Annotated in this window: 12 protein-coding genes; 9 read left to right on the top strand and 3 right to left on the bottom strand. The window is 50.2% G+C overall.

Annotated features, from left to right (window positions below; genetic code table 11):
* The first annotated feature begins 7 nt into the window (after positions 1-7).
* The 7 genes from MKJ04_RS14110 to MKJ04_RS14080 are packed head-to-tail and all read left to right on the top strand — an operon-like array spanning position 8 to position 6,332.
* Entirely contained in the window at positions 8-469 is a 462-nt protein-coding gene (locus MKJ04_RS14110; protein WP_241642290.1) for a phosphatidylglycerophosphatase A, read from the top strand.
* Complete coding sequence (locus MKJ04_RS14105; protein WP_241642289.1) at positions 470-841, top strand: GtrA family protein; 372 nt, start codon at positions 470-472, stop codon at positions 839-841.
* Positions 828-3,437, top strand: coding sequence for a DUF5686 and carboxypeptidase-like regulatory domain-containing protein (locus tag MKJ04_RS14100; protein WP_241642288.1), 2,610 nt, complete (start codon positions 828-830; stop codon positions 3,435-3,437). Before MKJ04_RS14105 ends, MKJ04_RS14100 begins: the two co-directional genes overlap by 14 nt.
* Positions 3,438-3,455: 18 nt before the next feature.
* Complete coding sequence (locus MKJ04_RS14095) at positions 3,456-4,175, top strand: CDP-alcohol phosphatidyltransferase family protein (RefSeq protein ID WP_116544971.1); 720 nt, start codon at positions 3,456-3,458, stop codon at positions 4,173-4,175.
* Between the two features lie 16 nt (positions 4,176-4,191).
* A complete protein-coding gene (locus MKJ04_RS14090) occupies positions 4,192-4,752 on the top strand; it encodes a DUF4833 domain-containing protein (protein WP_116544972.1) in 561 nt (186 codons plus the stop codon).
* Positions 4,753-4,759: 7 nt separating this feature from the next.
* Positions 4,760-5,380, top strand: a complete 621-nt coding sequence (locus MKJ04_RS14085; RefSeq protein WP_241642287.1) for a sterol desaturase family protein — start codon at positions 4,760-4,762, stop codon at positions 5,378-5,380.
* Position 5,381: 1 nt separating this feature from the next.
* Complete coding sequence (locus MKJ04_RS14080) at positions 5,382-6,332, top strand: phosphatase PAP2 family protein (protein ID WP_116544974.1); 951 nt, start codon at positions 5,382-5,384, stop codon at positions 6,330-6,332.
* A gap of 211 nt (positions 6,333-6,543) precedes the next feature.
* Here MKJ04_RS14080 and MKJ04_RS14075 read toward each other — a convergent pair whose 3' ends face one another.
* The gene (locus MKJ04_RS14075) at positions 6,544-7,530 is read right to left on the bottom strand and encodes an aldo/keto reductase (RefSeq protein ID WP_116544975.1); all 987 of its coding nucleotides are present in this window, start codon (positions 7,528-7,530) and stop codon (positions 6,544-6,546) included.
* Positions 7,531-7,886: 356 nt separating this feature from the next.
* Here MKJ04_RS14075 and MKJ04_RS14070 point away from each other — a divergent pair, with 356 nt between their 5' ends.
* Positions 7,887-8,675: an SDR family NAD(P)-dependent oxidoreductase gene (locus MKJ04_RS14070; protein WP_116544976.1), complete on the top strand. Its 789-nt coding sequence runs from the start codon at positions 7,887-7,889 to the stop codon at positions 8,673-8,675.
* Positions 8,676-8,976: 301 nt separating this feature from the next.
* Here the strand turns inward: MKJ04_RS14070 and MKJ04_RS14065 are convergent, their stop codons facing one another.
* A complete protein-coding gene (locus MKJ04_RS14065; protein ID WP_241642286.1) occupies positions 8,977-9,402 on the bottom strand; it encodes a DUF6640 family protein in 426 nt (141 codons plus the stop codon).
* A gap of 318 nt (positions 9,403-9,720) precedes the next feature.
* Positions 9,721-9,834: a ferrochelatase gene (locus MKJ04_RS14060; RefSeq protein ID WP_241642377.1), complete on the bottom strand. Its 114-nt coding sequence runs from the start codon at positions 9,832-9,834 to the stop codon at positions 9,721-9,723.
* A gap of 976 nt (positions 9,835-10,810) precedes the next feature.
* On the opposite strand from MKJ04_RS14060, the gene MKJ04_RS14055 reads away from it, so the two are divergent.
* A complete protein-coding gene (locus tag MKJ04_RS14055; RefSeq protein WP_116544965.1) occupies positions 10,811-11,896 on the top strand; it encodes a YhcG family protein in 1,086 nt (361 codons plus the stop codon).
* Positions 11,897-12,161 lie beyond the last annotated feature (265 nt).

Here is a 12,161-nt window from a genome sequence, read left to right as displayed (position 1 = left end):
ATTTAAGGTGCTTAGAATACACAAATTAGTTTCCACCAGCCTTGGCATCGGCTATATAGGAAAGGGAGGAGGTACGGTAGCCGCCGTAGCCGTTTGTCTTTGCCTGTATGCCACGCAATGGGCTGGTGGGAGCCAGCTTGTGCTTTGGCTCCCTATCATAACGCTGTTGTTGACGGGGGTAGGCGTCTGGTCCGCCACGGAGGTTGAGCCGCTGTGGGGCAAAGACGACAAGAAAGTAGTGATAGACGAGGTGGCGGGAATGTGCATCAGCATGTTGTTTATACCTGTTAAACTACCGTACCTGTGCGCAGGCTTGGTCCTGTTCAGGTTCTTTGATATTGCGAAGCCGCTTTTTATAAGAAGGCTGGAGAGTGTGGAAGGAGGCCTAGGCGTAATGCTGGACGACGTATTGGCGGGCGTTTACGCGAACTTAATTTTACAGATACTTTTATACTACAAGGTTTTTTAAATGTTCACCTTCCTGAAGGCGCAGGCTGCCTCTCTGGTAGCGTCTGCTGTCGATTTTCTGGTGACAATCATCGCTGTGGAACTGTGCGGCTTCTGGTATTTGGCCGGCACCACAGTGGGCACTGTATCAGGTGGTGTAACACATTTCACCCTGGGCAGAACTTGGGTGTTTCATGCTGCAGACAAAACTATACCGGCACAAGCAATCAAGTATTTCCTGGTCTGGAACGGCAGCCTGTTGCTTAATGCATCGGGCGTGTATGTGATAACGCATTACGGAGGGGGTAGCTATGTCTACTCCAAGGTTATTACGTCCGTGCTTGTCGGTTTTTTCTATAACTATTTAATTCAAAAACGATATGTATTCAAGTAGGAATATATATAAGCTATATATAAACGGGTTGCTTTTATCGCTGTTACTGGTGGTTTCAGGTGTAAATGCGACCGCCGTAATGGCACAGGGTGCCGTTACAACTGTAAAAGGCACTGTAAGGGATGCTGTTTCGAATGAGGCGCTTATCGGGGTGTCGGTTTTTGTGCCGGGCACCAGCATCGGTACCAGCACCGACTTTGAAGGCAACTACCTGATCAGAACAAATCAAAGTATAAACAAGGTACAATTTTCTTATTTAGGATACGAGACCGTAACACTGGGTGTGTCGCCCGGGCAGGAGCAAACGCTGGACGTGAAGCTTAAAACCGGCGCCAAGCAGCTGAGTGAGGTGGTCGTGGTTGGCAAGAAGCGTAAGGTGAAGTACAGCAACAAGAACAATCCGGCCGTGGACCTGATCCGGGAGATCGTGGACCACAAGGAGCAGAACCGGCCGGAGCACTACGACTATGTGCAGTACGAGGAGTACGAAAAAACGCAGATGTCACTGGTGAACACGCCGGAGAAGCTGAAAAGAAACATCTTCCTGCGCAAGTATGACTTCATTACCAGCAACCTCGACACCACCGTGCTGGAGGGCAAGGCGCTGTTGCCGTTTTTTGTGCAGGAGCAGCTGGCGGAGCATTATTACCGCAAGGCCCCGGAGACCAGAAAAACGATTGTGAAGGCCGAGAAGAAAGTTGATTTCGGTGAGTTTATCGACAACAAGGGCTTTACCTCTTACATGCAGCACATGTACCAGGATATCGACATCTACGACAACAACATCACGATCCTGACGAACCAGTTCCTGAGCCCTATCGCCGATATGGCCCCTACTTTCTATAAGTTTTACCTCACAGACACCGTCACGACGGAGAGTGGCAGAAAGCTGGCAGAGCTTCGGTTCGAGCCGCGCAACCCTGCCGCCTTTATGTTTACGGGCAAGCTGCTTGTGACGATTGACGGCACCTATGCCGTGCAGAGCGTGGAGATGGAGGTGGCAAAGAGCGTGAGCATCAACTGGGTGCGCGACCTGAAGATCAACCTTGATTTCGAGAAGAACCCGGACGGGCGCTACCATCTGAGCAAGAGCGTGATCAAAACCGACTTCGGGCTTACGCAGAACAGCGATGCCGGTATGTACGGTGAGCGTGTTGTATCATACAAAGACTTTAAGGTGAACGAGCCACAGCCTGCTTCCCTGTACGAAGGCGAAGCCGTGGTGCGCGTGGAGAGTGCCATTGCCAAAGACGAGAGCTTCTGGCAGGCCAGCCGCCACGATTCCCTTACAGCCGTGGAGGCCAAAACCTATACCAACATCGACAGCCTGGTGAACATGAAGTCGTTTCAGCGGACCATGGATTGGGCCACTGCCCTGATTGCCGGCTACAAGCGCCTGGGGCCGAACATCGAGATTGGCCCTCTGAACACGTTCTACAGCTTTAACCCGGTAGAGGGGTTCCGCCTGCGCTTTGGCGGCCGCACCACCACCACATTCAGCAAGAAGTACATGCTGGAGACCTATGCCGCCTACGGGTTTAAAGATGAGAAGTGGAAGTACTACCTGGGCGGCAGCTATTCGCTCACCGACAGGTCTATCTATGAGTTTCCGGTGCGGTCTATCAGCGCAAGCTACCAGAAAGACACCAACATCCCCGGCCAGGAGCTGCAGTTTGTGCAGGAGGATAACTTCCTGCTTTCCTTTAAGCGGGGCGAAAACGACAAATGGCTCTACAACGAGACCTATAGTCTTAACTACCTGCACGAGTTCGAGAACCACTTCTCCTACAGGATTGGCTTCAAGAACTGGCGGCAGGCAACAGCAGGATCGCTGCAGTACGTGCGCAATGTGGAAACAGCGTCGGGCGAAATGGAGCTGCTGGATGTGCCACAACTGACCACATCAGAGGCCTCGCTGGAGCTGCGCTGGGCTCCGAATGAGCAGTTCTTCCAGGGCAAGCTGTACCGCACGCCGGTTGCTAACCGGCATCCAGTGTTCACCTTACGGGCAGCGGCCGGTATGAAAGGTCTGCTCGATAGCGAATACGAGTACCAGAAAGTTGCCCTGAACGTGTACAAGCGCTTCTACCTGTCGCAGCTGGGCTATTCGGACGTGGTAACGGAAGGCGGATACATTTTCGGGCAGGTGCCGTTCCCGTTGCTGATGATTCACCGCGCCAACCAGAGCTATTCGTACCAGCTGCAGTCATACAACCTGATGAACTTCCTGGAGTTTGTCAGCGACCAATACGCGAGTGTGCACATCGACCACAGCTTCAACGGCTTTATCATTAACAAAATACCGCTGCTCAAGAAAACGAAGCTACGGGAGTTTGTTACCTTTAAGGCGCTGTACGGCAAGGTGCGCAGCGAGAACATGCCGCAAGGCGACCCCGACCTGCTGCGCTTCCCGACCTTTGACGACGGGCGGCAGGCGACGTACACGCTGGAGGACAAGCCCTACATGGAGGCCAGTGTGGGCATCGGTAACATCTTTAACTTCTTCAGGATTGATGTGGTGAAACGCCTGACGTATCTCGATCATCCTAATGTGTCAGATATAGGTATAAGGGGTAGATTTAAATTCGATTTTTAAATTAATAGCAGGTAAAGTATGGACAAGAACTCGCTTCGTGACGCCCTGCAGCAGGGAATCTACTCGGTCATTAACCCCTTTGTGCGGTTACTGATCAGGCTGGGATTCACACCCAATGTGGTTACCACCACCGGGCTGATCCTGAACATCGGGGTTGCAGCCATTTTTATCTGGGGAGGGGAAACCAGCAACCGGGGCGAGCTCGAGTACGTGGGCTGGGCCGGAGCGCTTGTGCTGTTTGCCGGCGTGTTCGACATGCTCGACGGGCAGGTGGCCAGGCTCGGCAATATGAAGTCCACCTTCGGGGCCATGTACGATTCGGTGCTCGACCGCTACAGCGAAATGATCATGTTCATGGGTATCTGCTACTACCTGATTGCCCACCATTACCTGCTGAGTTCACTTTTTGCCTTTATTGCTCTTATCGGCTCCATGATGGTGAGCTATACCAGGGCACGGGCCGAAGGCCTGGGCGTGGAGTGCAAGGGAGGCCTGATGCAGCGCCCGGAAAGGGTGGTGCTGATAGGGGTGTCGGCAATTGCCTGCGGTATAATCTCTTCCTTTGTAGGGGCAGATTACAAAGTATACGTGGAGGGCATTCCATTCCATGTGTTCGAAACAATGTCGGTGTTTACGCTGCCTATCACCGTGATGGCGGTAATGACGAACATCACGGCTTATAACAGGCTGATGGACTCCAAAAGAGCCATGGAGCAGAAAGAGATGGCAACACGCTAAGGAGAAGTATAACAACGTGAGAAAGATTTTTTACCTGGCGCTCCTGCTGTTTTGCACAGGTATAGATAGTGTCAGTGGTAGTGACTTAACCGGTATAGCCGAGGCGAAGACTGACACCCTGCCGGTACCGAAGGGCATCAAGGAGTTACTGTTTTATGTGCAGCGTGATCCAAATCCTAACACGGTGGTATACGAACTGAACCGGACGGCGCAAGGAGCGTTAAACGAAGCGGAGCCGATTTACCCGTTCTGGATCCGATATGCAGATGGCGGAGAGCGTAAGGAGCTAAACTATATTCAGCGCAAATTTGCCTATGGCCTGAACACCAAAAAACTGGGCAAAGACCACTATGAGGTCAAGTTTGTGAGTTATGGAAAGCTGCCGCTATACCTGCGCAAAACAGCCGATGGCAAATACCGTGTATATACCACGCTAAACAAGAAAGAAGTGATTTTGGACCGCGTGTTTGTGCGGATCGAAGGCGGTACATTTTGGGTGCCCAATGTGCTGTATGTTGAGTTGAGCGGCCACGATGCCGCTACTGGAAAGGCAGTAACAGGACATTTTAAACCTTAGTTTACAGATGAAAAAGAATTTCGTGTCTAGCTCGCAGGAGTCTGTCAGGATGTTCAGGTATGATTGGATGGAGGCGCTGTCCAAAGTGCACTGGACGGTGCCGCTCTACCTTTACGTGCCGGTCATCCTCTTCCTGAGTTGGCTGGCGCTACATGTGGAGAAACTGTCTGTGCTTGCCTTTATGGGCTACGCCGCACTTGGCTTGTTTGTCTGGACGTTGACGGAGTATGTGCTGCACCGCTTCGTTTTTCATTATGTGCCGAAGGCGAAGTGGGCACTGCGCCTACACTTTATCTTCCACGGAGTGCACCATGACTACCCAAACGATGCCAAGCGGCTGGTGATGCCACCATCTGCCAGCATACCTATGGCCACGGCGCTATACTGTCTGTTTGCGCTACTGCTGTCGGGAGGGGAGCTGTACGCTTTTTTTGCAGCCTTTCTGTTGGGATACCTCTTTTATGATATTTCGCATTACGCCCTGCACCACTTTAACTTTAAAGGGGAGTTCTGGATGAAGCTGAAAAAGCATCACATGCTGCATCACTACTCCGATGCTACAAAAGGTTACGGAGTGAGTTCTTCTCTCTGGGACAAGATTTTCGGTTCTGATTTTGACAAAAAATAAAATGGCTTTAACAACTACCGCAACAGAGGGGAAGGCGAAAGTAAAACGGAAAAATGCCCTTGTTGTAGCTGCCCTTTCTGTTGGCTATTTGCTGCTGTCGTACCTGCTGGTTGGGTTCAAGTCTGATCAGCTGGTGCTGGTGGGGCTGGCAAACGCCCTGTATTTTGCGACGCCCATCACCCGTAAGTTTATCACCGGGTTCTCGATCTTTATTGTGTTCTGGGTGCTCTACGATTACATGAAGGCCTTCCCGAACTACTGGTTCAATGCCGTACACATCAAGGACCTGTATAATGCCGAGAAAGCTGTGTTCGGGATACGTGACGGCGGTGCTATACTGACTCCCAATGAATTCTGGCAGCTGCACAGCCATACCTTTCTGGATGTGCTGAGCGGTATCTTTTACCTCAGCTGGATACCGGTGCCGCTTGCCTTTGCCGGCTTTCTGTTCTTCTGGAACCGACAGCAGTTTGTGTACTTCTCGCTCACTTTTCTGCTCGTCAACCTGCTCGGCTTTGTAGTCTACTACCTATACCCGGCCGCGCCGCCCTGGTATGTGCAGCTGCATGGCTTTGACTTTATCGCCGAAACACCGGGCAATACGGCCGGTTTGGTGCGCTTCGATGAGTTCTTTGGCATTAAGGTCTTTTATTCGCTATATGCCAAAGGCTCCAATGTGTTTGCCGCCATGCCTTCACTGCACTCTGCCTATCCACTCATCGTGCTCTACTATGCCTTAAAGAACAGGCTGGAAGTGGTAGCCAAAGTGCTCTTTACCATCATTACGGGGGGTATCTGGTTTGCGGCGGTCTATACCTCGCACCACTACGTGCTGGACGTGCTGGCAGGTATAGTGTGCGCCACAACGGGCATCCTGCTCTTTAACGGGCTGATCAAAAAAGACACAGCTTTAAGCCGGGCTGTGAAAAGGCTGGTTGTGGCAGTGAAGTAGTAATAGAGCCCATCCGAAGTTTCGCCGACGAGTGCCGGAGCATGTGCAGCAGATAACCATTAGCTTTGATAAGATGGTGCGGCATTATGAGGTGACATACGCTGCTTAACTTAGCAGCAAAAGTAAACCACCTGTGTCTTCAGAACTTTTGGCACAGGTGGTTTAATACATGCGTCGGGCTGAAGCGCTTGTTTTTAAACGCAGCTAACTTTTATACATTCAGGCTCGACATCTGATCTTTTTGGTAGCGTTCTCCGGCGGCTACGCCTTGTGGCGCAATCTTGTCAATCTGCTGCAACTCTTCTTCTGTAAGCGAGACGTCCACAGCCCCCACATTTTCCTCCAGGTACTTTCTGCGTTTGGTGCCGGGTATCGGCACAATGTCCTCTCCCTGTGCCAGCAGCCAGGCAAGCGCCAATTGCGATGGTGTACAACCTTTCTGGCGTGCTATATCCTCTATCTTTTTCACCAGGTCAATGTTTTTCTGAAAGTTCTCCCCCTGAAAACGCGGTGAGTGCCGTCTGTAATCATCCTCCGGCAGGTCTTCGAAGCGCTTTATCTGGCCGGTCAGGAATCCCCTGCCAAGCGGACTGTATGGCACGAAACCTATACCCAGCTCACGGATGGCAGGAAGTATCTCGTCTTCCACGTCGCGGCTCCAGAGCGAATACTCCGTTTGCAAGGCTGTGATCGGGTGCACGCTGTTAGCCCTGCGGATGGTGTTGGCAGAGGCCTCTGATAAGCCGAGAAAGCGCACCTTGCCCTCTTTCACCAGCTCGGCCATGGCCCCTACGGTATCTTCAATGGGTGTATCCTGGTCCACGCGGTGTTGGTAGTAGAGGTCGATATGGTCTACCCCCAGGCGTTTCAGGCTTGCCTCGCAGGCCTTCTTTACATAGTCCGGCTTGCCGTTTATTCCTAAGTAGCTGCCATCCTCACCGCGCACGTTGCCGAACTTGGTAGCCAGCACCACCTGATCGCGGCGGTCTTTGATGGCCTTTCCCACCAGCTCTTCGTTCGCCCCCACGCCATACATGTCGGCAGTGTCCAGAAAATTTACGCCCAGTTCCAGTGCCCGGTGTATGGTGGCAACAGACTCCGCATCATCGCGGTTGCTGTAAAAGTCTGACATGCCCATGCAGCCCAGGCCCAAGGCTGATACTTCAGGTCCTTGTTTTCCTAGCTTTCTTTTTTTCATAATCTAGTAGTCGGTATTTTAGTAATTGATTTATGCAGGCAGTACAAGCCGCCCACTTTAAAAACGTAGTAAAGTTGAGTTTGTTCCTGCAAAACAGCCAAAGCTATTCAGAAAGAACTACTTCCATACCCCCCCAAACCAGGCCGTAATTACTAACTGCACTTGTTTAGCGGCGGCTAAGTATTCTTTTGCTGCTGTTCACTGATATAATGCTCTCACAGCAGTGGATCATCACTGCTTGCAGAGGCGGTGGGGCGGGGGGCATGACTCGCTCAAGCAGAAGGTATCCGTGGGCAAAGTGTCAGTGAAATCATCCGTATGTAGCAAAAGTGTAAAATAAACTTAATCAGATAAAAATGAATGAATCAACCTTACAGGGAAAGAAGGCGCTGATAACAGGCGCTTCCAGCGGATTGGGATTTGCTATGGCAAAAGCATTGGCGCAGGCTGGTGCTTCCGTTGCCATTACGGCCCGCAAAAGTGATAAGTTGGACAAAGCACTGGCGCAGCTAAAAGAGCAGCAGTTAGATGCCTATGCCCTGGAGATGGATGTCCGGGACGAGCATTCTATCGAAAAGGCTGTGCAGTGGGTGCGGCAGCAGTGGGGAAAATTAGACCTGCTTGTCAACAACGCTGGAATCGGGATGCGAACGGTTAACCCGGATTTTCTAACTAAACCGCAGCCTTTTTACCAGGTTAGCGCCGCAGGCTTCCGTGACCTGATCGATACCAATCTGACCGGCTACTTTCTGGTTGCCAAAGCTTTTGTTCCGCTGTTTCTGGAGCAGGGCAAAGGCAAAATCGTGAACATCTCCATGAACCACGAAACCATGAAGCGAAAAGGATTTGTACCCTACGGTCCGTCAAGAGCAGGTACCGATTCCCTTTCCCACATTATGGCTGAAGACCTAAAGGAATACCACGTTGATGTAAACATGTTGCTGCCTGGCGGGGCCACCGAAACAGGTATGATACCCGAACAGGCGAAAGAGGAAATCAAAAGCCGATTTCGGCTACTTGATCCGGATGTGATGGCCACACCAATTATCTTTCTGGCATCTGATGAAAGCAGTGGAATAACCGGTGAGCGCATTACCGCTACCACCTTCGACAGCTGGCGATCAAGCTTAGCTACAAAAAAGTAATCGCCCCATTCTTCTGGCTACTGCACCATTACTCTCTGCGCTATTTTCAGGAGGGATCGCAGCTATTACAGGAGGTGCAATACTGCAACAAAGCAATGATGGCAGATTTACAAATGATGAGACACTTGGGCGTCTCATCATTTGTCCTATTTTCATATGCGTTGTCCTGATGCCCTTTACAAGCCGATTATGATATATATAATGATTTATAAAGACAGAAACTACATAAATGGCGTTGTTTTAAATCAGCAAGATGAAGTGCGACAGATGTATGTTCCTTTAATAATTTATAACGTCCATGCTACCTGCCTTTCTTCCGGGCAATAGAATAGCCAAAAGCAAGAGCCGAAAGCATGATAGTACTGAGCAGACCTTCATTTAGCGGTATCCCACCTATTTTTTTTATTTTGTCTGGAAACTCGGCTTCTAAACCTTTAGCACCGGGAAAAGCAAAGCTAGTGGCCATGGCTATCCAGAAAAAGCTGGGGAGAACGGCACCCCCTAATAATTGTGTTTGGTTGTTGTTACCTTTCTTTTGCAACAGGTACCAACCGCTACTACCCAGCAAAGCACCTAACATAATGGTCATGGCATCGTGAAACTTGGCGTGTGGAGTCCATCGGGGGTTAAACAAATGGGTTTTGTTCCAATCGGCTAAGAATCCACCCACCGCCGTAAATGCCGCCGCAGACATGAGGATGATGCGGCCTACTCTATTTTGCTTCATAGTTTTTGCTTTATGTAACAACATATATACCTTTAAACATTTACTTTCAAAACCAACTTAGGTTGCTTTCGGTAATTGGCCGGGACAGAAGAGGTATTTTTGTAAATACCAAAAACACAGTAACCAGCCCACCAACCCTTATTGCATGGTAGTAGCCCACTATCCAGTTCATCTAAAGCACCGTTGTATTTAAAACAATTTGCTTAACAGCCTCCACCCAAAGTGGATGTGTATTCAGGCTTTCTATCAATTGCCAGCGCTATCCACCTGCTTATTCAAACTTCTCTTTGGATTATAAGCCTACTTCTATTGTAGGTTCTATGTAATCTGCAACAAACGCGGGACTAAAAACCAGTACATTCTTTTTCCCTGGGCAGGTAGCTCTTTTAGCACATCGTCAGTAAATGGCTTTAGCCAAGGATCATTACCCAGGAGCGACTGAAACGAAATAGTATACTAGTGTTCTGTTATTTAGTTAATTATAATTCTTTGGCCAATAGACGCGATGTTTCAGAACATTGAGCCCTTGCCCTGGTACATAATTTTGCCAGGAGCGAGCGTGTGGGGCGATCGACAACATTTTACGCTTTAAGCGAAAAGGGCCAGTTCTGGCTTCCTGATCCCCTGCCCAGGTGATCGCTGAATTACTGCAGTCCGTGAGAAACCTTCTAGGGGATAATGCTCTGCAACTATTGATTGGTAACCGGGGAAATCAGACCTGCCAACGATACGAATAGCAATTAAGTAATGCTGCGACCTTGGAAGAACGGTTGGAGACACTGGCCAAAATCCGCTCCGAGGAAGGCTATATAGCTGAATTGAAGAAAGAGGACGATGCATAAAACTATTATCCGATCTGTGCATCGGCTACCGAACGACAGGGTTTTTGCAGAGCGGAGTTCAAGAACTTTAAATCGCTGATCGGCAAAGAATATGAGGTTAACAGAGTTAGGCGTATCATCACAGACGGCCAACGTTGTGTCTATGGCATCACTAAGTAGCGTTTCTCGCCAGCGGCAGTCAAGCGTGTAACAGGCACAATCGCTCTCACTATAATACTTAGCGATGCTTTGATAGTTCTAACGGCTACACCCGACGTTCTGTACATAGAACGATAATCTACTATCAACTGCCTACTGCTCTTCTTTGTCGCTAGCCATCGGACTGAAGAACTCTGTTTCTTATCTATTAAGACATACAACGGTTTTAATGGTAGCAAGCGTATATGCTTTAAAATTAAAGCATATACAGGGTCTTATAATTTGCGATATGTTAAACAGCAAACGGTCTGTTTTGCTTCACACATCGTTTCGTCTCCAGCCGCGAGTGATGCAATGTCCCTACAGCCGTAGTTGACAAGGAGAGCCAAAGTGTTACCTTTGTGACCGTTCACCTTACCGGATTCTTCATGTCACAGGACCAATTCTCTGAAATCACTACGTTCATCCAACAAGCCAGAAGCAGTGCCCTGAGAGCCGTCAACACAGAGCTGATCAATCTGTACTGGCAGGTGGGGGAGTACATCAGCAGGCGGATCGCCACCGCCAGTTGGGGCGAGAAAACAGTCGATGAGTTGGCCGCCTACTTAAAACGAAACCACCCGGAGCTGAAAGGCTTCAACCGGAGGGGGCTGTACCGTATGAAGCAATTCTATGACACCTACTCCACAAGCGCTTTAGCGCCATCGCCAGGACCGCAGGCACCGACAGCCGGGGAGCAGGAGCCTCAAATTGTGTCATCGCCAATGACACAATTAGGGTCAAGCAGCCTGAGCGGCAGTGAGCTGGCCAAAGTAAGCTGGACTCATCACCTGGTGCTGCTGTCACGGGCCAGAACGGAGGAGGAACGGGAGTTTTACCTGCGCCTCTGCATTCAGGAGAAGTACAGTGTCAAGCAGCTGGAAAGGCAGATCAACAGCGGCGTGTTCGAAAGGGTGATGCTGGGGAACCATAGCCAGCCGCCGGCGATCAAGGGACTGGACCAGGAGGTGGTGAATATCTTTAAGGACAGCTATGTCTTTGAGTTTCTGAACCTGCCGGAGCCGCACAGTGAGGGGGTGCTTCAAAAAGCGTTGATCGCCCAGATGAGGAGCTTCATTCTGGAGCTGGGCAGGGACTTTTTGTTTGTGGGGGAAGAGTACAGGCTTCAGGTCGGGAATAGCGATTTCTATATAGACCTGCTTTTCTATCACCGGGGTTTGCAGTGCCTGGTCGCCTTTGAGCTGAAGGCCGACAAGTTCAAGCCGGAGCATCTGGGGCAGCTTAACTTTTACCTGGAGGCGCTGGACCGGGACGTGAAGAAGTCGAACGAGAACCCCAGCATCGGCATCCTACTCTGTAAAGACAGGGACACAGAAGTGGTCGAGTACGCCCTGAGCAGGAACCTATCCCCGGCCTTGGTGGCCGAGTACAGGACCCAGCTGCCAAATAAGGAGCTGCTCCAGCAAAAACTGCATATGCTGTTTGAGGCAAACCAAGAAGGCAGTGAATTATAGCCAAGTGGCCTGCTTCCTCTAATTCCTCGGTGACTTTGTTTTACATAAAAGATGTTATACCCCTGTTTAAGTAGCCTCAGCTTAACGACAGCATTGAGACCGTTCAATTCTGATTGGCTTGCCAGACAGAGCTCCATCATACCTGCGCAGAGGTAGGCCTGCCGCAAAAAAAAATAGCACCGTCATTCGCTCATCATGTTACAAACAGGGACAAAAACGTTTCTGTTTGAAAGACCATAATCATCCCTCACTCCCTGTAAATCGC

Origin of the sequence: Pontibacter sp. E15-1 (assembly GCF_022601975.1) — a bacterium.
GTDB lineage: Bacteria > Bacteroidota > Bacteroidia > Cytophagales > Hymenobacteraceae > Pontibacter.
Note: the sequence above shows the minus strand (reverse complement) of the source record. Positions and strands in the feature narration are given on the sequence as shown.

Bases quoted from the DNA above. Each gene is read 5' to 3' on its own strand.
- MKJ04_RS14075 (WP_116544975.1), bottom strand. From the start codon at position 7,530: ATGAAAAAAAGAAAGCTAGGAAAACAAGGACCTGAAGTATCAGCCTTG.
- MKJ04_RS14100 (WP_241642288.1), top strand. From the start codon at position 828: ATGTATTCAAGTAGGAATATATATAAGCTATATATAAACGGGTTGCTT.
- MKJ04_RS14095 (WP_116544971.1), top strand. From the start codon at position 3,456: ATGGACAAGAACTCGCTTCGTGACGCCCTGCAGCAGGGAATCTACTCG.
- MKJ04_RS14070 (WP_116544976.1), top strand. From the start codon at position 7,887: ATGAATGAATCAACCTTACAGGGAAAGAAGGCGCTGATAACAGGCGCT.
- MKJ04_RS14065 (WP_241642286.1), bottom strand. From the start codon at position 9,402: ATGAAGCAAAATAGAGTAGGCCGCATCATCCTCATGTCTGCGGCGGCA.
- MKJ04_RS14085 (WP_241642287.1), top strand. From the start codon at position 4,760: ATGAAAAAGAATTTCGTGTCTAGCTCGCAGGAGTCTGTCAGGATGTTC.
- MKJ04_RS14080 (WP_116544974.1), top strand. From the start codon at position 5,382: ATGGCTTTAACAACTACCGCAACAGAGGGGAAGGCGAAAGTAAAACGG.
- MKJ04_RS14055 (WP_116544965.1), top strand. From the start codon at position 10,811: ATGTCACAGGACCAATTCTCTGAAATCACTACGTTCATCCAACAAGCC.
- MKJ04_RS14105 (WP_241642289.1), top strand. From the start codon at position 470: ATGTTCACCTTCCTGAAGGCGCAGGCTGCCTCTCTGGTAGCGTCTGCT.